At 44.2% G+C, this 25229-nt stretch carries 16 protein-coding genes; 14 read left to right on the plus strand and 2 right to left on the minus strand.

What is annotated here, in order from left to right; translation table 11 throughout:
• The first annotated feature begins 50 nt into the window (after positions 1 to 50).
• From AHMF7605_RS10630 to coaE, 6 genes are all read left to right on the plus strand, one after another.
• On the plus strand, positions 51 to 362 hold the full coding sequence (locus tag AHMF7605_RS10630; RefSeq protein WP_106929081.1) for a YtxH domain-containing protein: 312 nt from the start codon (positions 51 to 53) through the stop codon (positions 360 to 362).
• A 92-nt stretch (positions 363 to 454) separates the two neighbouring features.
• Entirely contained in the window at positions 455 to 1456 is a 1002-nt protein-coding gene (locus tag AHMF7605_RS10635) for an isocitrate/isopropylmalate dehydrogenase family protein (protein ID WP_106929083.1), read from the plus strand.
• A gap of 286 nt (positions 1457 to 1742) precedes the next feature.
• A complete protein-coding gene (locus AHMF7605_RS10640) occupies positions 1743 to 2270 on the plus strand; it encodes a DUF1573 domain-containing protein (RefSeq protein WP_106929085.1) in 528 nt (175 codons plus the stop codon).
• A gap of 10 nt (positions 2271 to 2280) precedes the next feature.
• Positions 2281 to 2589: a preprotein translocase subunit YajC gene (gene yajC, locus AHMF7605_RS10645; RefSeq protein ID WP_106929087.1), complete on the plus strand. Its 309-nt coding sequence runs from the start codon at positions 2281 to 2283 to the stop codon at positions 2587 to 2589.
• Position 2590: 1 nt separating this feature from the next.
• A complete protein-coding gene (locus AHMF7605_RS10650) occupies positions 2591 to 3586 on the plus strand; it encodes a YbbR-like domain-containing protein (protein ID WP_106929089.1) in 996 nt (331 codons plus the stop codon).
• 1 nt (position 3587) lies between these two features.
• Positions 3588 to 4214 (plus strand): dephospho-CoA kinase, encoded by a 627-nt coding sequence (gene coaE, locus AHMF7605_RS10655; RefSeq protein ID WP_106929092.1) that lies wholly within the window; start codon positions 3588 to 3590, stop codon positions 4212 to 4214.
• A gap of 115 nt (positions 4215 to 4329) precedes the next feature.
• Here coaE and uxuA read toward each other — a convergent pair whose 3' ends face one another.
• Positions 4330 to 5499 carry a mannonate dehydratase gene (uxuA, locus tag AHMF7605_RS10660; RefSeq protein ID WP_106933426.1) on the minus strand — a complete coding sequence of 390 codons (1170 nt, stop codon included), beginning with the start codon at positions 5497 to 5499 and terminating at the stop codon, positions 4330 to 4332.
• A gap of 349 nt (positions 5500 to 5848) precedes the next feature.
• Here uxuA and AHMF7605_RS10665 point away from each other — a divergent pair, with 349 nt between their 5' ends.
• The 8 genes from AHMF7605_RS10665 to AHMF7605_RS10690 all read left to right on the plus strand — a co-directional run bounded on the left by AHMF7605_RS10665 (position 5849) and on the right by AHMF7605_RS10690 (position 24714).
• Positions 5849 to 8011, plus strand: coding sequence for an alpha-glucuronidase family glycosyl hydrolase (locus AHMF7605_RS10665; protein ID WP_106929094.1), 2163 nt, complete (start codon positions 5849 to 5851; stop codon positions 8009 to 8011).
• A 269-nt stretch (positions 8012 to 8280) separates the two neighbouring features.
• Positions 8281 to 9405 (plus strand): endo-1,4-beta-xylanase, encoded by a 1125-nt coding sequence (locus tag AHMF7605_RS10670; RefSeq protein WP_106929097.1) that lies wholly within the window; start codon positions 8281 to 8283, stop codon positions 9403 to 9405.
• A 325-nt stretch (positions 9406 to 9730) separates the two neighbouring features.
• Positions 9731 to 10813 (plus strand): hypothetical protein, encoded by a 1083-nt coding sequence (locus tag AHMF7605_RS10675; protein ID WP_106929099.1) that lies wholly within the window; start codon positions 9731 to 9733, stop codon positions 10811 to 10813.
• 188 nt (positions 10814 to 11001) lie between these two features.
• A complete protein-coding gene (locus tag AHMF7605_RS31105) occupies positions 11002 to 11196 on the plus strand; it encodes a DUF6640 family protein (RefSeq protein WP_394336234.1) in 195 nt (64 codons plus the stop codon).
• Between the two features lie 11 nt (positions 11197 to 11207).
• A complete protein-coding gene (locus AHMF7605_RS29700; RefSeq protein ID WP_158267492.1) occupies positions 11208 to 11360 on the plus strand; it encodes a hypothetical protein in 153 nt (50 codons plus the stop codon).
• A gap of 426 nt (positions 11361 to 11786) precedes the next feature.
• Positions 11787 to 14960 (plus strand): T9SS type A sorting domain-containing protein, encoded by a 3174-nt coding sequence (locus AHMF7605_RS10680; protein ID WP_106929101.1) that lies wholly within the window; start codon positions 11787 to 11789, stop codon positions 14958 to 14960.
• Between the two features lie 394 nt (positions 14961 to 15354).
• Positions 15355 to 19872 (plus strand): T9SS type A sorting domain-containing protein, encoded by a 4518-nt coding sequence (locus tag AHMF7605_RS10685; protein ID WP_106929104.1) that lies wholly within the window; start codon positions 15355 to 15357, stop codon positions 19870 to 19872.
• A 90-nt stretch (positions 19873 to 19962) separates the two neighbouring features.
• A complete protein-coding gene (locus tag AHMF7605_RS10690) occupies positions 19963 to 24714 on the plus strand; it encodes a T9SS type A sorting domain-containing protein (RefSeq protein ID WP_106929106.1) in 4752 nt (1583 codons plus the stop codon).
• Positions 24715 to 24806: 92 nt separating this feature from the next.
• On the opposite strand, the gene AHMF7605_RS29705 is transcribed toward AHMF7605_RS10690, so the two are convergent.
• On the minus strand, positions 24807 to 24959 hold the full coding sequence (locus AHMF7605_RS29705) for a hypothetical protein (RefSeq protein ID WP_158267493.1): 153 nt from the start codon (positions 24957 to 24959) through the stop codon (positions 24807 to 24809).
• Positions 24960 to 25229 lie beyond the last annotated feature (270 nt).

Genomic DNA, 25229 nt, shown 5'->3' on the forward strand with positions numbered 1-25229 from the left:
TTTAACCGTAAATTGAGGCTTCAAAAGGCTAATAAGAACCTGTAATAACTATGAGCAAGAAAGTAACCACTACGCTTTTAGCATTTTTATCCGGGGTAGCTACCGGCGCTGCTTTTGGCGTTTTGTATGCGCCGGATAAAGGCCGTGAAACCCGCGATCGCTTAAGCTACCAGTTAGATAAATACCGCGACATGCTAAAAGACTTAACCGATCTTTTACGGGACAACCGGGAAACACCGCAATCGGCGGCCCGTTCCGAAGGCCAACGCGTAATTAAAGACGCGAAAGATAAAGCCGAAAAATTACTGGGTGATGTAGACCTGCTCATTAGCCAAATTAACAGCCGTAAGGAAGCCTTATAAATTTAGTTATTAGTTGTTGGTTCTTAGTTGTTTGATTGAGGTCAATTGATAAACTAACAACCAGCAACTAACAACCCACAACCATGTAAACTATGAAACAAATAACCTTAATTCCCGGCGACGGCATTGGTCCAGAGATTACGGAGGCGGTAAAAACAATTTTTGCGGCCGCCAAGGTGCCGGTTACCTGGGAAGAAGAAAATGCCGGACAAACTACTTACACCCTTAACGGGCAATTAATCCCGGTTTCCCTGATTGCTTCCCTGAATAAAAACCGGATTGCGCTAAAAGGACCCATTACTACGCCGGTTGGTGGGGGTTTTAAAAGCATAAATGTTACCTTGCGCCAAATGTTCGATTTGTACCAGAACGTGCGGCCCGCCAAAAGCACCGTTGGCATTGAAACCCCTTTTAAACACGTAGATATAGTATTGTTCCGCGAAAATACCGAAGGCTTGTACTCTGGTCTGGAGTTTTACGACGAACGCCACGGAATTGCCGACGCTATTGCCCGCGTTACGAAAGAAGGCTGCGATAAAATATGCCGGGCGGCTTTTGAATATGCGCGCAAGCACAACCGCAAAAAAGTAACGGTGGTACATAAAGCTAATATTTTAAAATTAGCCGGAAGTTTATTTATTAACGCCGCCAAAACTATTGCCCCGGAATATCCCGAAATTACCCTCGACGATAAAATTATCGATAATATGTGCATGCAGCTGGTAAATAAGCCGGAGCAGTTTGATGTATTGGTTACTACTAACTTGTTCGGAGATATTTTATCAGATTTATGCGCGGGTTTAGTGGGCGGTTTAGGTGTGGTAGCGGGAGCTAATATTGGTAAAGATATGGCCATTTTTGAGGCGGTACACGGTTCGGCTCCGGATATTGCCGGTAAGGGCATTGCCAACCCGACGGCACTTTTACGCTCGGCGATTATGATGCTGCATCATATTGAAGAACACGATTACGCCAACCGTATTGAAGCCGCCATGGACGAAACCTTCCGAAACCGGGAACAATGCACCGGCGATTTGGGCGGTAAAGCCAGCACCATGGAATTTGCGCAAAACGTAATTTCTCATTTGAAATAATTTTGGGATCGGATTCGTCTAATTTCTGTAAAATAGATTTGTTTCGGCTAAATTTACTTAGATGCACGGCTTAAAGCTGCATTCAAAAAAATGAGCCGTAATACGCAAAATTTAAATTTATCTTACAAGAAGAAATAAGGTAAAATTCATACTTTACCCGAACAAATTTTTATCTTATTCCAATAGAATTTTAAATTTGCCTATTGTTCGCACGCAAAAGTTAAGGAAAGTAACCGTTTCATCCATATAGTTCAAAACATTCACTTACAATGTATTTTATAAAAAAATGAAAGTAACTAAACTTTATGCTGGCTTATTGGCAGTAGCCTTACTGACCGCCAGCTGCGATAATTTACAAAACAAAACCGAAGGCGAAAACGCAACTGCTTCCGCGGAAACCTCTACGCCTACCGAAGCGACAGTGGCCAATCCTAACCTTACAAACGGAACGGAAATTTCTAACGCCGATGCGCCGGTAATGACCTTCGCGGAAATGGAACACGATTTTGGTGATATCAAGCCTGGTTCGGTAGTAAAACATACGTTTACGTTTAAAAATACCGGCAAATCTCCTTTAATTATTTCTAATGCTTCGGCTACCTGCGGTTGTACGGTGCCCGAGTGGCCAAAAGAACCAGTAGCACCCGGTGCCGAAGGTAAAATAGATGTTCAGTTTGATAGCCACGGTAAATCCGGTCAGGTTTCTAAAACCATAACCATCCAGGCCAATACCCAGCCATCTACCAACCAGATTGCCATCAAAACCAATATTTTACCCGATCCGGCGGCGAATGGTCCGTTAAGAGCCCAATAATTATACGAGCATGTGGCATTTATTATTACAAATTAATACCCCTAACAACCTTTCCAATATCCTTTTTATTGGAGCAATTGTGCTCGTATTCTATTTTTTCATGATCCGGCCGCAACAGAAAAAAGTGAGCGATGCCAAAAAGTTTCGGGAGTCACTTTCTAAAGGAATGAATGTGGTTACCATTGGTGGTTTGCACGGGAAACTCGTGGAAATTAGTGATACCACTGTTTGGATTGAAGTAGATAAGGGACTGCGACTTAAATTTGATAAATCTGCCATTGCGGTAGAATCCACCACGAAAGCGAACGAAAAAGCTTAAATTGCCATTAACAGGAGCCAAAAATATCGTTCTGTGGTTTTTAAAACCATTTCACGGCCGGGAACAATACTGGCGGGTAGTGCTGCTATGCTTCATGGCAGCCTCTACCTTTTGGCTCTTAAATGCATTAAATAAAAATTACACTAACATCCGGATTACCTATCCGGTCCGGTTTGTTTACGATCAGCGGGAATACATTCCTTTACAGCCTTTACCCGAAGAAATTGTATTGAATGTAAGCGGTAAAGGCTGGAAATTACTGCGCAAATACCTGATGCTGGACGTGCAACCCGCCGATATTCCCATGGAAGGGTTAATCCGGCAAAGATCGGTTTCGGCTAATTTATTTCGGTCTAACGTAGCTAACTCTCTGGATGGTCTGCAACTTAACTTTATTGTGACGGATAGTCTCCGCTTTAAATTTGATAAGCAGATAAAACGTAAAATTCCTTTAGCCATAGATACTTTGCATTTGCCCATTAATGCAAATTACGCGATAGAAAAACCTATTACTATTACTCCCAGCGAAGTAGAATTTGAAGGTCCGGCCTCGGTATTAGATTCTTTGCCCAATCCATTCATACTTTCCGTACCTAAAAAACCTATCACCGGCCCGTTCAAAAGTTACGTGCCAATTGATTTTCCGTATAAAGGTTTGGTAAAAAGTGATATTGTAGAAGCCGAAATTGCTTTCAACGTAAAACAACTGGCCTGGCAAAATCTGGTAATGACTCCTAATCTACAAAACAAACCAACCGATTCTGTTACCATGCAACCGGCGGCCGTTAGTATTAGATATGGTTTCTTGCCGGAACAGGCTGCCCAAATTGATTTAACCAAATTCTCCCTGATCGCAAATTATGCAGAGTTAAATCCGAAAGATTCTACGGTAAATGTAGAAATAACGGAAAAACCAGTTTACGTGAAGCGAGTAACGCTGCAGCCTAATAAAATTAAAATTATTCCGGTGGTAAAACTTACCCGTTCGACCAAGTAGCATGTTAAAAGTTGGAATAACCGGAGGAATCGGTTCGGGTAAGAGTTTAATTTGCCGTTTTTTTGAGTTACTGAACATACCGGTTTACGACTCCGATTACCGGGCTAAGTGGGTCATGCAGCACCATCTGGGCTTGCGCCAGGAATTACTGGATGCATTTGGGCTTCAGGCTTTTGATGGCGAAACCGGGCAATTAAACCGAAAGTACTTAGCGCAACTGGTATTTAATAATCCGGAAAAATTAACTCTGCTCAACAATTTGGTTCACCCGCGGGTAAAACAAGATTTTATTGACTGGGCCGATTCGCAAACAAATGTTTCTTACCTGATTAAAGAAGCCGCTTTAATGTACGAAACCGAAGCGCACAAACAGGTAGACAAAATGGTATTGGTAATAGCCCCAATTCCTCTTAGGCTGGCCCGCACGCAAAAACGCGATCCGCACCGCACCATCGCGGATGTGGAAGCTATTATGCAAAAGCAACTCGACGACTCCGAAAAATTAAAAAAAGCAGATTTTGTAATTTACAACGATGAACAACAATTAGTTATTCCGCAGGTTTTAGCTATTCACGCGCAGTTACTTGCTTTGGCCCCCAATTTTACCGCAGGTATTAATCTTCTTTAAAGTAATTTTCAACAAAATTATCTACTGGCAACTTTCTTATTTTCTAAAAAAGCTGCCGGTAGAAATCCATTATTTGCCTTTTACCTGTCGCGGTAAATAATGTTAGCTGTTGTTTTTAATCCCAACCCTCGGAACGGCAAATCCCTAATTCCAAACCTCTTAGTTCCGCTAAACCCCGCAACCGCCCAATAGCCGAATATCCCGGGTTGGTAACTTTTGCTAAATCGTCCAGCATTTGGTGGCCGTGGTCGGGGCGGAACGGAATGCGCTCCGCTACTTGCTGTTGAATGGTAAGAATTTCTTTTACCACCGCGTACATATCTACATCGCCGTCTAAGTGGTCGGCTTCGTAAAAGTTACCGTGCTCGTCTTTGGCCACATTCCGTAAATGCACAAAATGTATCCGGTTACCTATTTGCTTTGCCATTTCGGGCAAATTGTTGTTTGGATTAGCGCCCAACGACCCGGTACAAAAACAAATACCATTGGCTGGGCTAGGCACGGACTCCAGAATGTAATTTAAATCGTCGGCGGTACTTACCACCCGGGGCAGCCCTAAAATATGAAAAGGCGGATCGTCCGGGTGAATGGCTAACTTAATACCTGCTTCCTCCGCCACCGGGGTTATTTCCTGCAGAAAATATTTTAAATTTTCGCGTAAAACCGAACGATCCATATCTTTATAACGAGCCAGGTTGTCCCGCATTTCTGCCAGCGTTTGCTTTTGCTCCCCCGGAATACCAAACATCACAATATAAGCTAATTGGTCCAGTTTCTCCGGGGTATATTCCTTAAACCGTTTTTCAGCTTCTTGCGCCACATATTCCGGATAATCTTTTTGGGCGTTGGGCCGCTCCAATAAGTGGATATCAAAAACGGCCAGGTCGAACCAATTAAAATATAAAGCCTTAGAACCGTCCGGCATTACCAGGTTCAGGTCGGTACGAGTCCAGTCGTTTACGGGCATAAAATTGTACGTTACAATCTTAATTCCGCAGGAGGCTATGTTGCGTAACGACTCTTTGTACAAATCAATGTAGTGCTGGTAATCGCCGGTGCGGGTTTTAATACTTTCGTGTACGGTTACACTTTCTACTACGTCCCAGGTTAAACCATACGCTTCTATTTCCTGTTGGCGTTTTCTAATTTCCTCTACCGGCCAAATTGCTCCGTGCGGTACGTGGTGCAAAGCCGTTACAATTCCTTCGGCGCCGGTTTGGCGGATGTCCTGCAGCGTTACCGGATCGGCGGGCCCGAACCAACGCCAAGTTTGTCTTAATTTCATAGCGTAGTGTGTAAAGTTTAACTCCCGAAAGTAGCGCAAAGCAAGCATTTACCCAAATTAAGCTTTAGGTTATGGCTTCCTTATTTTACCCGGCAAGCAAATACCTCCGATTTCTTCAAAATACAGAATCTATAGTAAAATTTACGGCTTTGTTTTCATCATTAAAGCCCACTAAAAATTAAAAAGCAGGTTAGCAGTTAATTTTCTGAAATGTCTGACAGTTGAAATCAGAGAAAGCTGTAAATTTAAATTTGCTTGACAAGTATCTATTTGGTTTAGGGTAATTACTAGCAGCTTTTAAGAAATTTAAAAATATTCCCGAATTAAATACCGGCTCAAAATACAACTTATGAAATTTAGATTTTTATCTGTTATCCTGGTTTTCTTGTTTACCATCAGCCTAAGGTTAACCTCTTTTGCGGACGATGGATACCGGCTTTGGCAGCGCTACGATTTAATTAAAGATGCGCAAAAGCGCCAGTACTATCAGGAAAACACAACTGGTTTGCTGATGGAAGGTAACTCCCCTACCCTAACGGCGGCCCGGCAGGAATTAGAAATGGCAATATCCGGATTATTGGGCAAGCCTTTACGTTCTTCGACTGCTATTGCTTCGGGAGTCTTAGTATTGGGAACTCCGCAAAACTCACCCGTTATTAAAAGCTTAAATTTAGCTTCTAAGTTAGTTCCGCTGGGTTCGGAAGGTTTTTTAATTTTATCTACTACGGTTAATAATAAGAAAGCTACCGTTATTACCGCCAACTCCGATGTTGGGGTTTTATACGGTACGTTCCATTTTTTAAAATTATTGCAAACCCAACAGGATATCAATAATTTAGCTATCAGCAGCGCGCCCAAAATTAAAAACCGAATACTAAATCACTGGGATAATCTGGATCGCACCGTGGAACGCGGTTACGCTGGTTTTTCGATTTGGGATTGGCATAGACTGCCGGATTACATCGACCAACGCTATTTAGATTACGCGCGAGCCAACGCTTCTATCGGGATAAATGGCACGGTGCTGACGAACGTAAACGCTAATGCTTTAATTTTAACCAAAGATTATTTAATAAAAGTTAAAGCTCTGGCCGATGCTTTTCGCCCGTACGGTTTAAAAGTTTATTTAACCGCTCGTTTTAGCGCCCCCATCGAAATTGGTAAACTTAAAACTGCCGACCCGCTGGATCCGGAGGTAAAAACCTGGTGGAAAAACAAAGCCGCAGAAGTTTATTCGTACGTGCCTGATTTTGGTGGTTTTCTGGTAAAAGCTAATTCGGAAGGGCAACCCGGCCCGCAGAACTACGGGCGTAACCACGCCGACGGGGCCAATATGCTGGCCGATGCAATAGCCGATAAAGGCGGCATTGTGATGTGGCGGGCCTTTGTGTACGACAACAAAGTACCCGACGACCGGGCCAAACAAGCCTTCACCGAATTTAAACCACTGGATGGCAGCTTCCGGAAAAATGTGCTGGTACAAGTAAAAAATGGTCCGATTGATTTTCAACCGCGCGAGCCATTCCATCCTTTATTCGGTGCTATGCCGAAAACGCCTTTAATGATGGAATTTCAGATAACCCAGGAATATTTGGGTCAGGCGACCAACCTGGTTTACCAGGCGCCGCTGTACAAAGAAACCTTAGACGCTGATACCTACGTAAAGGGAGCCGGCTCCACGGTAGCTAAAGTAATAGACGGCAGTTTGCACCACTACCAACTCACCGGCATTGCGGGGGTATCCAATATCGGCAACGACCGTAACTGGACCGGTCACTTATTCGGGCAGGCTAATTGGTATTGCTTTGGCCGGCTAGCTTGGGATCCTACTTTATCTTCGGAGAAAATAGCCGACGAGTGGTTACGCATGACCTTTACGAACGAAACAGCTTTTCTGAATCCAATAAAAAACTTGATGCTGCAGTCCCGGGAAACTCTGGTAAATTACATGACGCCTCTCGGTTTACACCACATCATGGGCTACAGCCACCATTACGGCCCTGGTCCCTGGATTAAAGATAAGCAACGCGCTGATTGGACTTCGGTATACTACCACAAGGCCACTGCGGAAGGCATCGGTTTTGATCGTACTCCCACTGGCAGCAATGCCCTTGCGCAATATTCCCCGGCTATTCAACAAAAATTTGGCAATCCACAAACGTGCCCCGAAGAATTTCTGCTTTGGTTCCATCACTTAAAATGGGATTACAAAGTTAAATCCGGCCGTACTTTATGGGGCGAAATCTGTCAGCGTTATTACCAGGGCGCCGCCGAAGTGGGTAAGATGCGGCAAACCTGGCAAACCATCCAAGCTTTTGTAGACGCCGAAAGATTTAACCACGTAAAAATGTTACTGAATATTCAGGAGAAAGAAGCCCGTTGGTGGCGCGATGCCTGCGTACTTTATTTTCAAACATTCTCCGGTCGGCCTATTCCGGCCGGTTTAGAAAAACCAACTCAAAACTTGGATTATTATGTAAGCCAAGACCCTAAATTTGTACCCGGCAATTAAAGTGGGGGTTTTAAGTGCTACGTTTTACCTTCAAAAACTTTTGAATGAAATGCTTAAAATTTACTTGCTACTTATTAGACATTTGCCGGGGAGTTGTATTTTTCAACCAAGTAGTATAAATAACTGTTAGTAGAAACGGATTAACTCCGTAAAAACTGTTACTTCCGCCGGGTCAGGCGTTATCACCTGACTTGGCGGAGAAACGTACCCTTTGTTTTGTAAAACGTATTACTTATTACCTATAACCTACTACTTATTTTACCTTTCACATGAAAAACAATAAAATTTGGATTACAACCTGCTTAGCCGCATTTAGTCTAGGCTTCGTGCAAAAATCGGAGCCTACTTTAAAAGAAGCTTTCCAGAATAGTTTTTACGTAGGTGCCGCCCTGAATAAGGCGCAATTCTCCGGTAAGGATACCAAAGCGCAGGAATTGGTAAAGAAGCAGTTTAACACCATTAGCCCCGAAAATGTGCTTAAGTGGGGACCGGTACACCCTAAACCAGAGGAATATAATTTTAAACCCGCCGACGATTACGTAGCTTTTGGTCAACAAAATAAAATGTTTATTGTGGGTCATACCTTGGTGTGGCACCAGCAAACCCCCGACTGGGTATTTGAAGACGAAGCAGGTAAACCCGTATCGCGCGAAGTACTTTTAAAACGGATGGAAAACCATATTTCTACGGTAGTGGGTCGCTACAAAGGTAAAATCCAGGGCTGGGATGTGGTGAACGAAGCCATAGCCGACCAAGGCGGCCAGATGCGCCCGACTAAATGGCTTTCTATAATCGGGGAAGATTTTGCCCAAAAGGCTTTTGAATACGCGCATAAAGCCGACCCGCAAGCGGAGTTATATTACAATGATTACAGCTTATATCGCCCCGATAAACGCGAAGGAGTGATTCGCTTGGTAAAAAGCCTGCAAGCCAAAGGAATTAAAGTAAAAGCCATTGGCATGCAGGGACATTACGGTTTAACGGTCCCCACCATGGAGCAGGTAGAAGCCAGTATTGTAGCTTTTTCCAAACTGGGAGTAGAAGTAAATTTTACGGAATTAGACATTGACGTATTGCCAAATCCGAGCCAGCGGCAGGGCGCTGATATTGCCGAAACCTTTGATGCCGATCAGAAATTTAATGTGTATTCTTCCGGTTTGCCGGATTCGGTGCAGCAGAAATTAACGAAACGCTACGCTGATTTATTTACTTTATTCCGGAAGCACCAGGATAAAATTGGCCGCATTACTTTCTGGGGCGTAACTGACGCGAACTCCTGGTTGAACAACTGGCCAATTAAAGGCCGCACCAGCTATCCGCTGCTTTTCGATCGGCAATACCAACCCAAACCTGCTTACCAAGCTATACTAAATATGGCAGCTCAAAAGAAATAATCGAAACAGGTAAAATTTAACACTTTAGTTAGGACGTTAAAACATTTCTTACTGTCATCCGGAAAGGATCTAACCGGTTAAATACGAGTACGGGCACCTGCTCTATTCAAAAATGTAGATGAAGCAGGAGGTAAAAATCCATCTTATCTATTTTCCTTTCTTCTTACTACTGGTTAGATCTTTTCCGGATGACAGTTATAAAAATACCTTCTAAAACAATGGTAAAATATTCCCCGTATCCACTTCTTTAAATTTTTGCGTTAGAATATTGCCGTAAAGATTTAGATGAATTGCTCGTATCTTTACTTAAAGTTATTGCCTTATCATGCCAACAAAAAAAGCCGTTGCCGTAACGCAGAAAAAGGTAGTTTATCCCATCTCGAAACGACTGCGAAAATACCTCCGGACGTACGACCGCGAAGCCAAACTGCCCGTACGCTACGAAGATTTACTGCATAACAGCGAATCATTTCCGTACTACGACAAATCGGGCAAAGATACTTTGTGGGAAACGGTGCTGTACGAGCAGAGCCGGCAGCAGGAATTGAGCCAGGGTTTAACCATGAACTATGCCTTGCTCAAAACCGCGGGCGATATTTCTGTAATGGAACACCTGCGGGTATCGCGCATTGATTATTGCACCTTTGGCAATACCAATCCGTTCCGAATCCAGATTAAAAATCAGCTGAACGATAATTACGATTATTTCTACGTAAAACGCGCGGACGCCTCGCGGGTATACGGCCTGGAATTGGAGCATATTTTGTCCCCGAGCCGCATTAATTACCGGGTAGATGGTGAAACTATTATTGAAGAACATATTGCCGGTATTCCCGGCGATGTTTTTATTAAAGAACACCTCGACCGGCCCAACACCAACAAAGTGCGGATTGCCAAAGAATTTGTAAAATTCAACGAGCGCTGCTTTATCCGGCTGCTCGGTGATATGCGCTCGTACAACTACGTAATTGACGTAACTCCTGATTTTGAAGACGAGCAATACCGGGTTCGTTCCATAGACTTTGATCAGCAATCGTACGAAGGCCGCCGGGTTAAATACCTGCCCCAGTTTTTTAAAGATAATAACAAAGTGGTAGAACTGGTAATGGAGTTGCTTAGTCCACAAACCGTGCAGCAATACCAAAGTGAAGAACGCACTTTGTTGTACCAGCGCCTGAAACTGGCCCGTTACCGTTTAAAAGATCTGATTGACAGCATGCGAACCGACACCTTATCTACGCCCGATAAAATAGAGCAATTGAAGCAGGAACTGGCGCAGCACCACCAATCCGATGATTTTTTGCGGTGTAATAACATGGGCGATCTGGTACGGTTAAACATTAAAACCATCCTTACTCGCGAACCCCGGATTGTAGTAAATAAATTAAAATTATTGCCCGGTAAGTAGCTTATTGTGTAGCTTATTCTTAAAAATGAACACTTGTAGTTCTTATCGCAAAGGTTTTTTGTTCCGTTTTAAATTCATAAACTTAACTCAAAAGAGGCACTTATTTAATAGAAATCAGCTAGTAGACCCTTATTTTTATTTTACTTAAGCCTTATCTAACCCTGAATAGAAATAGTACCGGAAAGAAGCTGCTTGCCGGAGTCGCTGTTTTTACCAGTGTTTGTGGGTCTCTGTTCGATTGGAATAAAACGCATCTGTTTAACCCAAAATGGCCGCTGTACGCTAAGTTTCACGATGCCATGACCATACCCTTGGGTTCTATGCCGGGTTTAAGCGGCCTTACCTGCTGCAAAAAAAGAGCGGGAATAAAGAAACTAATTTAAAGTTTGGTACTATGTTACCGGCTTTTTTCTGGGCTGCCCAAGCCAGCAGTTTTGCTTTTCCGGGTGCCAAAGGTTTAGAAGCCGAGTTTCCAAAATCAGTACCCAAAGTGGGACCTATTCAACTCAACAAAGCCTTGGTAAGTACTCCTATGCTGGCTTTTTAGGGCTGAGCTATGCCTTGGTTAAAAAGCCGCGAGCTTAAATTCGGTTATTTAGCCGGCTTAGATAATTCTTTTTCTTCTACCTTTTCATGCAGCAGGTTTTTCTCCGCACTTTCTTGCCAGTAAACTTTTCTAACTTTCCACCTTATCAAAGATGTTTTCAACTACTCTAAAGTAAGGACAACCAACATCTCTCTACTTAAAATCTAAATTTAGCCACTGCATGGCGGTATTACTTTTTATTTTTACAACTGATTTAAGTTAATAACTCTCGGTACCGCATCCCGGGTATGTACTTATACTTATTTAAATTGGCACTTTATGAATTTCACTATCTTTTACCATCCTCAATGGCATTCAGTTAAACAATCATCTATCTTTCGTGCTTTATGAGATAAACCCTTATCGGTATGCGTCAACTATTTACTTATGCTTATATCCGAAACGTACCCGGTAGGTCTAGCTTTGAAAAAGTTCTGCTGGTTTAAGTTCTATGGTGCGCCTATTGTTTTGTTCAGGAGCGCTATTTCCATTATTTATGCTTATTTTATCTCTAAGAACAGTTCTACTTTATTTGGTTATTCTACTATGAAAAAAACGCTTACTCTTTCTGGTTTTCATTTTCAAACTTCTTTTTCCACTCCAGGTCCATATTTTATCTTCTTTTTATGCTTCTTTTTAGTAGCCTGGGGAGCAACCGCTCAAAATAAAGTAACCAAACAATGGGATAAAACTATTGGGGGCAGCGTGAATGATTACTTTAGTGCTTCGGTTGCTACCCTGGATGGCGGTTATTTACTGGGGGGTTCTTCTTACTCTACTAAAAGCGGCGATAAAAGCGAGATCAATCAAGGAGATGTGAATTGCAGCTTTGGGCCGTGTTATTATACTTCCGACGATTTCTGGCTGGTAAAAACCGATGCCAACGGCAAAAAAGTATGGGATAAAACTTTAGGGGGACGAGGCAGCGATTATTTAAAAGCCATTATTGCGCTACCGGGAGGTGGTTACCTCGTAGCCGGCACATCTTACTCTCCCGCCAGCGGCGATAAAAGCGACGAAAACCAAGGCTACAGCGATTACTGGATTGTAAAAATTGATTTGTACGGCAATAAAATTTGGGATAAGACATTCGGCGGCAGCAGTGCCGACGATCTGGAAGCCGTACTAGCTACTTCGGATGGGGGATTCTTGATCGGAGGGACTTCGTTCTCCGGCATTAGCGGCGATAAAAGTGAGATAAATCGGGGCGAAAACAGCTCCGACTATTGGATTATTAAAATAAATAGAAACGGCGAGAAGGTCTGGGATAAAACTTTTGGCGGCGTTGGCACCGACTACCTGGCTTCTTTAGTCGCTACGCCCGACGGTCAGTATCTATTGGGCGGATCTTCTAATTCCCGGGTGAGTGGCGATAAAACGGCCCCTAATAACTCGCAGTATACGGATACCTATAATGTATGGATTGTTAAGATAGATGGTCGGGGTACGAAGAAATGGGATTCTACCTACGGCTTCTTTGATTTCGACAACTATCTTACTACGATTTACTTCGATCCCAAAACAACTACCTTTTTATTAGGTGGTTCTACCGTTGGCCGTTCGGCGGGTTATTACGACTACGATTATCTGCTGGTATATATCGATGCGGATGGCCTGGAAAATAGAATAAGTCGGATAGAAACACTAGGAAACGATTTTTTGAGCGCCATTACCGCGGGGCCAAATGGTTCGTTTGTCCTGGGCGGCACTTCTTCTTCCGGCGCGGGCGAAGATAAAAGCGAAAAAAATATCGGCTACGAAGATTACTGGCTAATATGCCTGGATGGCAGAACTAAAATATGGGATAAAACTATTGGCGGCCGGGATTCGGATTTACTTAAAACTATTCTGCCCACTCCGGATAGAGGTTACTTGTTAACCGGCACGTCCAACTCCATCATCGGCGGCAATAAAACGGAAAACAACCAGGGCGGCCGCGATTTCTGGTTAGTAAAATTAATGGAAGATTCTCCTCCCGCCACCTCGGTAACGGATGTTCGTTTTGGGGGCGCCGACCCCGACAATTTCACTCATTTAATTAAAACCGGCGATAATGGTTATCTCTTGGGGGGCTATTCTAAATCGGGCGACAACGGCGATAAAAGCCAACCGAGTCAGGGCGGCTTTGATTACTGGGTGATTAAAACGGATGCGGCCGGAAAAGAAACTTGGAACAAGCGTTTTGGGGGTACCGCCGACGATTACCTTAATTGCCTTTTGCAAACGCCCGATGGCGGCTATTTGCTGGGGGGCAGTTCGGAGTCGGGAGTAGGCGCCGATAAATCGGGGGTGAGCCGGGGCAACCGCGATTTTTGGGTGGTAAAAATTGGCCCTACCGGCGAAAAAGAATGGGACCGTACTTTTGGCGGCAGTGGTTTTGAAGATTTGCGCCAGCTGCGGCAGCTACCTTCCGGAAATTTTGTTTTAGCCGGTTACAGCATTTCTCCGGCCGGCGATGACAAAACGGAAAACAGCCGCGGGGGTTTTGATTATTGGGTAGTGTTTTTAAATTCGAACGGGAATAAAATTGCCGATTATCGTTACGGGGGCAATGCCCACGATTACCTGGAAGATGTACTCCTTATTCCGGACGGCAGCTTACTGTTAGGAGGCACCTCCGTTTCCGGCGAAAACAGCGATAAAACGCAACCAAGTTATGGCAATTCGGATTACTGGGTAGTTAAAATCAACGCGGCTGGTCAGGTACTTTGGGACAAAAGTTTTGGTAGTTCCGAAGAAGATAATCTCTACGCAGTGGCCGCTGCCGGCAATAATTATGTGCTAGCTGGCTCCAGCAACTCGAATGCGGGCGGCAACAAAAGCGAAAATAGCCGGGGTGGTAAAGATTTCTGGGTTGTAAAAATAGACGGCAACGGCCAGAAGATTTGGGACAAAACCTACGGGGGCAACCAATCCGAAGAATTAAGATCGCTAGCCATCAGACAAGATGGTAGCTTGGTATTCGGGGGCACCTCTTATTCGGATGCCAACGGCGAAAAAACGCAGGTCAGCCAGGGCAGCGGCGATTACTGGATCGTGCAAGCCAATAGCGCGGGTATTCCGCAATGGGATAAACGTTTTGGGGGCAGCGCCGCCGACGAACTGCGTACCTTATGGGCCGAAAATGATGGCAGTTACCTGTTGGGCGGGCGTTCTAACTCCAGTCTGGGCGGCGACCGTACCCAAGCCAGCTGGGGTTATTCTGATTATTGGTTAGTAAAAATACCGGCTACTACCAGTACTCCCCGCATCCCCGCGGCAGCTTCCTTTACCACCCCGGAAAATGCCCGAAGCGCAAACGCCAATTTACTGGCCTACCCCAATCCCTTCGCTCAGCGGCTTAAAGTAACCTACCGGGCAGATAAAACCCAACTTATAAGCGTCCAGGTCTACGATAGCCAGGGACATAAAATCACTACTTTATACCACGCAATAGCCGCAGTGGGTCAGTTGCTGGAATGGCAATGGCAACCCGGCCCCGACTTGCCTAATGGTTTGTACCTGCTTCAGCTGCAAACTCCGGAAAAAATTAGCTCTCAAAAGGTTTTACTGGTTCGCTGATCCTGGCTTCTTGCCCCGAAGAAACCAACTGATTTTGTTAGGTCTGGTTTCTTCAGGGCCGTTAGCAAGTAGTACATAAATATTCCGTGATTGGTGTAACCTGAATCATATTATTGCAGTATTATTACCCGGAGTATTTACTTTAGGAAATTTACTTATAAGCTGTACCACCCCAGTAAAGCTTTAGTTTGTTCTATTTCATAATTCCTCCCTTAATAACAATAAATTTACATTAATTTAATATTCAAGAGGTAAAAATACCTAATATTAGGTATAGCCACGTATGAAATAGTATCATACATTTACATGTTTTAATATACCTAACTTTCTATCCAAGTAAATATTTAAACACTTTTGCCTTTAAAGTCCTACTTTAATCTATTATAATTATTTTATGAATATTATTTTTACTTTTTTCCACTTGATTCACCAACTGCCAGGCAAATTTCCTAAACGGTTCCGCTTGGGCATTGCTTTGCTCCTTATTACAGATTTTTCTTTAAGTACTTCCGCACAAAACATTCAATGGAATAAAACCATAGGGGCCGATTTAAGTGATTATTTTGTTACTGCTCAACAAACCAAAGACGGCGGGTATATTTTGGGAGGAACTTCTGGTTCCGGAAAGAGAGGCGATAAATCCGAGCCTAAAAAAGGTCAGAGTGATTTTTGGATTGTAAAACTGAATGCCAATGGTTCCAAAGCTTGGGATAAAACCATTGGCAGTGCAGCCAACGACCGTTTGGATGCTTTGCAGCAGACCAGTGATGGCGGTTTTATTATATTAGGCTACTCGGTTGGTGGCGCTTCCGGGGATAAAACCGGCACGAAAGAAAATTGGGTGGTAAAACTCAACCCGGATGGCACCAAAGCCTGGGACAAAACTTTTGGGGTACAGAAAGGCGGTGGTTCTTTAACAGTCCTGCAACAAACCAGTGACGGCGGCTATATTTTGGGTGGAAGCGCTTATGGAGTGGGAGGTGATAAAACCGAAGCCGGCCTTTTTGGCGATTTTTGGCTTGTTAAATTAAATACCGATGGCTCTAAAGCTTGGGATAAAACCATTGTAGGAAATAGGACCGAAAATTTAACTACCCTGCAGCAAACCAAGGATGGCGGCTTTATATTGGGTGGAAATTCCTCCTACGGTAATTTAATTGATTTTTGGATAGTAAAACTAAACCCCGACCGAACTACTGCTTGGGATAAAACTATTGGCGTAGAAGCAGACGATCTCTTAAGCACCATTCGCCAAACCCAGGATGGTGGCTACCTTTTGGGAGGTTATGCTGACGCCGGCGTAGGTGAATTTAAATCAGAAAAGAGTAAAGGCGGTTTTGATTATTGGGTAATAAAATTGAATGAAAAAGGTACTCAGGAGTGGAATAAGACGATAGGAGGCAGTGGGAGCGATCAATTACATGCCCTGCAACCCACCAGCGACGGTGGTTATATATTAGGTGGCGGTTCCCGGTCCAACAATAGCGGCGATAAAACGCAAGATAACCAAGGTATTTTTGATTATTGGGTAGTAAAATTGAACGCCAATGGCTCCAAAGCCTGGGACCTCACCCTTGGGGGTAACACTGAAGATGCTTTAGAAACTATTTTCCAAACAAAAGATAACGGTTACTTGGTAGGTGGCTATTCTAAATCGGGTATCTCCGGTACTAAAACAGAAGCCAGTAAAGGAGGGTTTGACTACTGGGTAGTAAAACTGGATAATAATACGAAAGCCAAACAAACCATTTCGTTTTCTGCTTTGCCCGAAGTAAATTTTGCTACGCAAAAAATCCTCACTTTAAAAGCTACCGCCAGTTCCGGCTTACCGGTAAGTTTTAGGGTTGTTTCCGGACCGGCTACAATTAAGGCCAACACTATAACGCTTACGGGTGGTAGCGGTACGGTAACAATTGAGGCTTTACAACCGGGCAACGCAGATTATTATGCCGCTCCGGCTGCTAGCCGCAGTTTTGTGGTGCAAGTTTCGCCAGTAACCCGGCTTTGGGATAAAGCATTTGGTGGTATTTCAACCGAATATCCTAACCAAGGCGGAGAATGCGACAAAATTTTTGGTTCTTCCTCTCTTGCTGCTATGGTACGTACTTTAGATGGGGGTTACTTACTGGGAGGTACTTCTGATTCTAAAAAAGGGAATGATAAAAGCGCTGATAACCGGGGTACTATTTCGGAGGGAGAATGCTTTTCCGAAGATCAACCCATAGCCGATTATTGGATTGTAAAAACCAATGCCAATGGTGAAAAACTTTGGGATAAAACCTTTGGTGGTAACGACCGGGATGAATTAAAAGCTATTTTGGCCACCCCCGACGGCGGTTACTTATTAGGTGGTTCTTCTAAATCAAACGGAAATGGGGATAAAACGGAAGCTAACCAAGGTTATCAGGATTACTGGGTAGTTAAAATATCCGCCAATGGTACTAAAATTTGGGATAAAACTTTTGGCGGCAGCTTAGGCGATGTACTTACTAGTTTAACTGCCACTCCCGACGGCGGCTTTTTACTAAGTGGTAATTCTAACTCGGGTATATCCGGCGACAAAACGGAAGCAGGTAAGGGCGGCAATGAATTTTGGATAATAAAAATAGATGGGGATGGCCATAAGGTCTGGGACAAAGCCTTTGACAACGAAGGCAACGATCTTAGTATTTTACGATCAGTAGTTACTTCTCCGGATGGCGGCTTTTTATTGGGCGGTACTACTTTATTAGATAAAAGCAATTACTGGGTAGTTAAAATTAATAGCCAGGGAAAAAAACTTTGGGATAAAACCTTTGGCGGCAATGAGTATGATGAACTAACGGCTTTAGCTAATACCACGGATGGCGGTTACCTATTAGGCGGTTATTCCTGGTCTGGTAAAAGCGGCGATAAGAGTGAGGCAAGCCGAGGTGGTGATGATTTCTGGGTGATTAAGATAGATGGAGCCGGAAAAAAGGTTTGGGATAAAACCATAGGCGGAAATGGTTCTGACTTACTCACTGCTTTAATTAAAACGCCCGATGAAGGTTTCCTGCTCGGTGGCACTACCAACTCAGGCAGGAGTGGCGAAAAGAGTGAAGAAAAGCGAGGTCAGGATGATTACTGGGTAGTAAAATTAGACCATGCCGGTAATATAAATTGGGACAGAACCTTAGGCGGAACCAGCAGTGAACAATTAAGTTCGCTTTTAATTACTTCAGATGGCAATTACCTGGTTGGGGGCTCTTCTTACTCTCAAAATGATGGTGATAAAAGCCAATCGCTTAAAGGAATTCAGGATTATTGGATAATTAAATTAAAAGAAAAAACAAATGCACCAGCCTTGGCCTGGGACATGCGTTTTGGCGGTTCCAGTATAGATAATTTAACCGATGTAATTAAAACCTCCGATGGCGGGTACTTAGCCGGGGGTTATTCTGATTCCAAGGTGAGCGGCGACAAATCCCAAAGCAGCCGGGGCAAAAACGATTACTGGATTGTAAAAACAGATGCAAGCGGTAAAAAGCTCTGGGACCAACGCTACGGCGGCTCGGATCAGGACTACCTTAACCGGGTGATTCAAACGCAAGATGGCGGCTATTTACTGGCGGGTTCTTCTTTATCGGGTAAAAGCGGCGATAAAAGTCAACCTAGTCAGGGCGATCGCGACTTCTGGATCGTGAAAACCGATGCTTTGGGTAATATGCAATGGGATAGAACCTACGGCGGCAGCGACTTCGAGCAATTTGTAAAAGTCATTCAACTCTCTACCGGCGAATACGTGCTGGGCGGCACTACTAAATCCCCTGTAAACGGCGATGTAAGCCAAACCAGTCCGGGTTTAAAGGATTACTGGTTAGTCAAAATCAGTTCTACTGGTAAAAAGATCTGGGATAAACGTTACGGCGGCAACGGCGACGATCAGTTAGTTAGCTTTACCGAGACCCGCGACGGAGGATTTTTATTAGGTGGCGAATCGTTTTCCAACGCTACCGGCGATAAGAGCCAAGCTAGCCGGGGCGGTAGTGATTTTTGGGCAGTTCGGGTAGATAAAGACGGTAAAAAACTTTGGGATAAAACTTTCGGTGGGAGTAACCAGGATGCCATTGCCTCCGTGAGCCGTAGTGCTGGCGATACTTTTGTTTTAGCCGGTACTAGCTTTTCTCCAATTAGCGGGGAAAGAAGCCAGACCAACCAAGGTAAAGATGATTTCTGGATAGTAAAAATAGATGCGCAAGGGCAAAAAATTTGGGATAAAGCCTTCGGCGGCAGCGACCACGACCAATTAGAAGCCAGCACTACTTTAGCAGATGGTAGTACTATTCTGGCAGGTACTACTTGGTCGGAGATAAGTGGCGACAAAACTCAGGCTAGTCAAGGAGCAAATGATTACTGGTTAGTTAAAATAAATGCCTCCGGCGCCCAGCAATGGGATAAACGCTTCGGTGGTGGCAGCTTCGAAGAAGTTCGTACGGTGTTTCTAACGCAAGATGGCGGTTTGTTAATAGGTGGCCGCTCCGACTCCGGTGAAAGTGGGGATAAAACCCAGCCTAGCCAAGGAGAAACCGATTATTGGCTGGTAAAAGTGTCTCCGGATAGTTTGGCTAATAAGGTTACTATAGTAGCAAGAATAGCTAATCCAGTTTCCCCGTCTACGGTAAAAGTGGAAAATCTGAATTTAACCGCGTACCCCAATCCTTCCCAGGATAAAGTAACCATAAACTTTATTTTACCCCAAACGCAAACTGCTTCGGTAAAGGTATACGACAGCCAGGGTAAGGAAATCACTACTTTGTTTACCGGCCAAGCGCAAGCGAATCAAACGTACCAAGTGCAATGGCAAGGTTCCAGCTACAAGGCGGGCCTGTATTTTCTGCAACTACAAACGTCCACACTAAAGCAACAGCACAAACTACTTTTAACTAAATAATAGCTTCTACCCACAGCCGCCGGAGCAAGTTTTCCAACGGTTGTGGCTTTAAATTTATTTTACTAACAATTTTAAAATTCTACCACAATTATGAGCATACTTTTAAAAAGTCTCATTTGGCACCTGCAAAAGCCACGCGGGTTTATCTTCCCATATCGTTTAAGCCTTTCTTTGTTGTTAACTTTGAGCATCCCATTCTTTGCTTCTGCTCAAAATATTCAATGGAATAAAACCCTTGGCGGCAATGACAGAGATGATTTTAGTTTAATGATACAAACGCCTGACGGAGGTTATCTTTTAGGTGGTTCTTCCTCTTCGGGTAGAAGCGGCGATAAAACACAAAATAAACGAGGCCAAACCGATTATTGGGTGGTAAAACTAAAGGCCGATGGTACCAAAGAATGGGACAAAACATTTGGCGGAAGTAATTTGGAATCTTTACAAGCCATTCAGCCTACCAGCGATGGCGGCTATATTTTGGGCGGATCTTCCAACTCGGAGATTAGCGGTGAAAAGACCGAAGCTCCCAAAAATTTTTGTTCTAAAAATTATTGCCCCAGTGATTACTGGATAGTAAAAATAGATTCTCAGGGTAATAAACTTTGGGATAAAACCCTCGGTGGTGACAATACGGATCAATTAACTTCCTTGCAGCCAACCAGCGATGGGGGCTTTATACTGGGAGGCTGGTCTTCATCCAGTAAGTCAGGCGATAAATCCGAAGACAATAACCGAGAGGTAAATGGGGGTTCGTGGGGATTAAATACCGATTACTGGATAGTAAAGATCAACGCTAATGGCTCCAAAGTTTGGGATAAAACCTTGGGAGGATATAGTACTGATTATCTGGCTACTATCCAACAGACTTCGGATGGAGGATATATTCTGGGGGGCTCCTCTACTTCTGACAAAGGCGGCGATAAATCAGAATTTAATCGTGGTACAGTCGACTCTTTTGATTATTGGGTCTTGAAACTTGATTCTTCCGGAAAAAAGATTTGGGATAAAACCTTTGGCGGTCATAGCAATAAGCCGGAGTATAAAGGTGATATGTTAGCCGCCATAGCTATTACTGCCGATGGGGGCTATTTACTAGGAGGAGCTTCTAATAGTGGTAAAGGGGCTAACAAAAGCCAAAACCTAATAGGAGGAGAGGATTATTGGGTGATTAAAGTGGATGCCCAGGGTAATAAACTTTGGGACCAAGTAATTGGAGGAAATTTAAATGATCAGCTAAAATCGGTTCAAGTAAACGCCGATGGTGGTTACCTTTTAGGCGGCTCGTCTAACTCCGCCATATCCGGGAATAAATCAGAAGCTTGCCTAGATTATTTTCCACCGGATTCTAATCCTCCAAGTAAAGGTGATTTCTGGTTGGTCAAACTCCGGGCAAATGGCACCCTGGTTTGGGATAAAACTATTGGCGGAGATAAAGGAGATCGATTAGGCGCGTTCTTGCAAACCAATGATAAAGGGTATGTGGCAGTCGGTACTTCCTGGTCGGGTAGTAGTGGCACCAAAACAGACGTTTCACATGGCCAAACCGATTATTGGATAGTAAAACTGGATAGCACTATTAGCTCGCGGAAAAAACAAGTTATTACGTTCGAACCTATTCCGAATGTAAATTTTGGCACCCAAAAAACGATTACTTTAAAAGCAACCGCCAGTTCTGGTTTACCGGTCATTTTTTCTGTTGTCTCTGGTCCTGCCACGGTGAAAGGGAACCTAGTAACTCTAACAGGAACCAGCGGCCCCGTTGTTATGAAAGCTTCACAAGCCGGAAATGCAGCCTATTTTACTGCTCCCGAGGTAACCCGCCTTTTTATCGTTAATGTACCGCCTGTTACCCGGCTTTGGAACAAAACCTACGGTGGGGTTGTCAGTCTGGAGCTTAATCAGCATAGCGAATGTGATTCAGAGTTTGGGGCCTCTCAACTTACAGCTATGGCTGCTTCTCCCAACGGCGGTTATTTGTTGGGCGGTACTTCCGATTCCAAAAAAGGCAACGATAAAAGCGAAGATCACCGCGGCGTAGTTTCTGAGCAGGTATGCCTATCTGAACGGCAGCCCATTACGGATTACTGGATTGTTAAAACGGATGGTCACGGAAAAAAGCTGTGGGATAAAACTTTTGGCGGCAATGACCGGGACGATTTACAGGTAATTCTGCCCACGGCTGATAGCGGTTATTTACTCGGTGGTTCTTCTAAATCCGGGAAAAGCAACGATAAAAGCCAGGCCAGTCAGGGCATTTTTGATTACTGGGTAGTGAAGATTGATGCCAACGGTACTAAACTTTGGGATAAAACTTTTGGCGGCAACGATCAGGATAATTTGCGCACGCTGGTAGCTACTCCCGACGGCGGATATTTACTGGGAGGCACCTCTGACTCGGGCATCAGTGGCGATAAAAGCTCGGGCGATAGGGGTTATTTAGAATTTTGGATAATAAAGATAGATGCGAACGGTACTAAACTCTGGGATAAAACCGTCGGCAAAGACCGCTACGAACTGGATTTAAAAGCCATTGCGCTTGCTCCGGAAGGAGGTTACCTGTTAGCGGGAAGTTCTACTGATTACAGCGACGAAACACTCTTAGATTATTATGCCGTAAAGATGGACGCCAACGGTAACCAGGTTTGGGAGAAAACCATGGGGGGCAAGGGCGACGAGGTGTTATCGAGTGCCGTAGCGACTCCGGAGGGAGGTTATTTATTGGGCGGATTTTCGGTTTCGGGTATTTCCGGCGATAAAACCGAAGCTAACCGGGGAGACCATGATTACTGGATCGTAAAACTAGCCGCCGATGGAGCGAAGCTCTGGGATAAAACGTACGGCGGGAAAGACAGTGATCGCTTGCAAGCGTTGCAAGTGACTGCAGATGGCGGCTACTTACTGGCAGGCACTTCTATTTCGGGTATCAGCGGAGATAAAACCGAAAACAACCGGGGTAATGCCGATGATTTTGGTCGTTACCTTTCCGATTATTGGGTGGTAAAAATAGCTGCTAATGGTCAGAAAAGCTGGGACAGAACTTTGGGTAGCAGTTTTAGCGATGAACTGGCCGCCGTCTTAGTTTCTCTAAACAATGAGTATGTAGTAGGGGGCACTTCCGCCGGCTTCGACGGAGACAAAACTCAGGCTCGTAAAGGAATTCAGGATTTTTGGGTAGTTAAAATCAAAGAAGAAACCACTCCGCCAGCTTTGGCTTGGGATATGCGTTACGGCAGTAGCGCGGAAGATAATTTTACTTCCGTAATCAAAACTTCCGATGGAGGCTATCTATCCGGGGGTTATACCAGATCTGGTAGTAGCGGCGATAAAAGCCAGGCCAGCCGGGGGTTGGAAGATTACTGGATTGTAAAATCAGATAAGAACGGTAAAAAACTCTGGGACAAACGCTTTGGGGGCACCCGAAAGGACTACTTGAACCGGGTGATTCAGACCCAGGATGGCGGTTATCTACTCGCCGGTATTTCGCACTCCGACAATAATGGGGATAAAAGCGAAGTAAACCGGGGCGGTTCTTACGTCAACCGGGATTATTGGATCGTGAAGGTGGATGCTCAAGGTAATAAGCAATGGGATAAAACTTTCGGGGGCACGGGCTTTGATGAACTGGTTAAAGTGGAGCAGTTGGCAACCGGCGAATACATCTTGGGCGGGTACAGCGACTCAGATAAGGGCGGTGATAAAAGTCAGGGTAGAAAGGGAGAATGTGATGGATTCGGTTATTGCCCTACGGGTTATTGGATCGTAAAAGTTGATAAAAAGGGTAATAAGGTTTGGGATAAAACCTTTGGTGGCAGCAAGGGAGAGGTTTTAAATAGTTTTACTACCACCCGTGACGGCGGTTTGCTACTCGTAGGCACTTCTTATTCCAGCAAAAGCGGCGATAAATCGGAAATTAATCGGGGGTTGGATGGTTCTTCTGATTATTGGGTAGTCCGCACCGATAAGGACGGCAATAAGCTGTGGGATAAAACTTTCGGAGGCAGCTATTACGATTATGCCGCTTCGGTTAGTCGTGGCAATGGCGACAGCTTCTTCATTTCCGGTACCAGTGAATCTCCCGCTAGTGGTGATAAAACCCAGCCCAATCATTTAAACCAAGAGGGTGCTTATACCCGCGACTTTTGGGTAATTAAGGTAGATGGAACAGGCAAAAAGCTCTGGGATAAAACGTTGGGTGGGAATGGTGATGACTTTTTGAATGCCAGTACCTTTACCCGGGAAGGGAACTTAATTTTAGCTGGAACCTCTAACTCCGGTAAGAACGACGACAAGTCCCAGCTAAGTAAAGGTGGGAATGATTACTGGATCGTGCAGTTAGACCAAGATGGCAATAAAATACAGGACCAGTCTTTTGGTGGTAGTGGCCAGGACGAGTTGCGTACCATATTGCAAACCAGCGACGGCGGCTTGCTGCTGGGCGGCCGGTCTGATTCCGGCGTTAGTGGCGATAGAACGCAGCCCAGCCAAGGCGGCACGGATTATTGGTTGGTGAAACTCGCTCCGCTAACCTCCTCTATGGTAGCTACCCAGGAAGAAGTAGCGGTAAAGGCTCCCGCCACCTTAATCAACCATTTAACGGCTTACCCGAACCCGGCCCATAGTCAGGTAACGGTACAATTTACCTTACCGCAAACCCAAACGGCTACCCTGAAAATCTACGATAGTCAAGGCCAGGAAGGGGCTACTTTGTTCCAGGGAGAAGCACTAGCGAACCAAATTTATCAGGTAAAATGGCAAGCCGGTAATAAACCAACCGGATTATACTTCCTGCAATTGCAAACTTCTACTATACGGCAACAACAGAAACTGCTTCTAACGAAATAATAACTTTAATCTTAGCCGCCGAAACATAACTTTCGGCGGCTAAGTTTTTTTAAAATATCCCCTATTACTCCCCATTCCCACGGAAGCCTCCTTTACCGCTCCGAAAAATGCCCGAAATGCAAAAAGTGCGAACGCAAATTGCTGAGCTTGTAAAATACGCTTCGCTCAGCTGCTTTTCGGTTATTCAGGAAAGTAGTGGTTGCTTGCCAGGCACATTTAGTTGGTTTAAATTTTCTTGCAATCATCAGCATCTCAGCCATATATAAATCAGTCGACTGCCTTTTGGCAAATTAATAAGGTAACTAAATTACGTTCAATTTTATTCAGCTATTTCTCAGTAGGAAGCAATCCAGTAACAAAAAATTAATATTCAGGTTGTAAAAATACCTATGTTTAGGGATGGCGGCATATTATTTAATATGGTACATTTACCTGTTTTAATATAGGAATTTAAGTATACAAATTTACAACGGACTACTCCTTCCTATAGATTCTTCTAAAGCCAAATTAAATTT

Source organism: Adhaeribacter arboris (assembly GCF_003023845.1).
In the GTDB taxonomy this organism is placed as follows: domain Bacteria; phylum Bacteroidota; class Bacteroidia; order Cytophagales; family Hymenobacteraceae; genus Adhaeribacter; species Adhaeribacter arboris.

Excerpts from the sequence above, each read along its gene's own strand:
- AHMF7605_RS10630 (WP_106929081.1), top strand. The coding sequence starts at position 51 with ATGAGCAAGAAAGTAACCACTACGCTTTTAGCATTTTTATCCGGGGTA.
- AHMF7605_RS10635 (WP_106929083.1), top strand. The coding sequence starts at position 455 with ATGAAACAAATAACCTTAATTCCCGGCGACGGCATTGGTCCAGAGATT.
- AHMF7605_RS10640 (WP_106929085.1), top strand. The coding sequence starts at position 1,743 with ATGAAAGTAACTAAACTTTATGCTGGCTTATTGGCAGTAGCCTTACTG.
- yajC (WP_106929087.1), top strand. The coding sequence starts at position 2,281 with ATGTGGCATTTATTATTACAAATTAATACCCCTAACAACCTTTCCAAT.
- coaE (WP_106929092.1), top strand. The coding sequence starts at position 3,588 with ATGTTAAAAGTTGGAATAACCGGAGGAATCGGTTCGGGTAAGAGTTTA.
- uxuA (WP_106933426.1), bottom strand. The coding sequence starts at position 5,499 with ATGAAATTAAGACAAACTTGGCGTTGGTTCGGGCCCGCCGATCCGGTA.
- AHMF7605_RS10665 (WP_106929094.1), top strand. The coding sequence starts at position 5,849 with ATGAAATTTAGATTTTTATCTGTTATCCTGGTTTTCTTGTTTACCATC.
- AHMF7605_RS10670 (WP_106929097.1), top strand. The coding sequence starts at position 8,281 with ATGAAAAACAATAAAATTTGGATTACAACCTGCTTAGCCGCATTTAGT.
- AHMF7605_RS10675 (WP_106929099.1), top strand. The coding sequence starts at position 9,731 with ATGCCAACAAAAAAAGCCGTTGCCGTAACGCAGAAAAAGGTAGTTTAT.
- AHMF7605_RS29700 (WP_158267492.1), top strand. The coding sequence starts at position 11,208 with ATGTTACCGGCTTTTTTCTGGGCTGCCCAAGCCAGCAGTTTTGCTTTT.
- AHMF7605_RS10680 (WP_106929101.1), top strand. The coding sequence starts at position 11,787 with ATGCTTATATCCGAAACGTACCCGGTAGGTCTAGCTTTGAAAAAGTTC.
- AHMF7605_RS10685 (WP_106929104.1), top strand. The coding sequence starts at position 15,355 with ATGAATATTATTTTTACTTTTTTCCACTTGATTCACCAACTGCCAGGC.
- AHMF7605_RS10690 (WP_106929106.1), top strand. The coding sequence starts at position 19,963 with ATGAGCATACTTTTAAAAAGTCTCATTTGGCACCTGCAAAAGCCACGC.
- AHMF7605_RS29705 (WP_158267493.1), bottom strand. The coding sequence starts at position 24,959 with ATGATTGCAAGAAAATTTAAACCAACTAAATGTGCCTGGCAAGCAACC.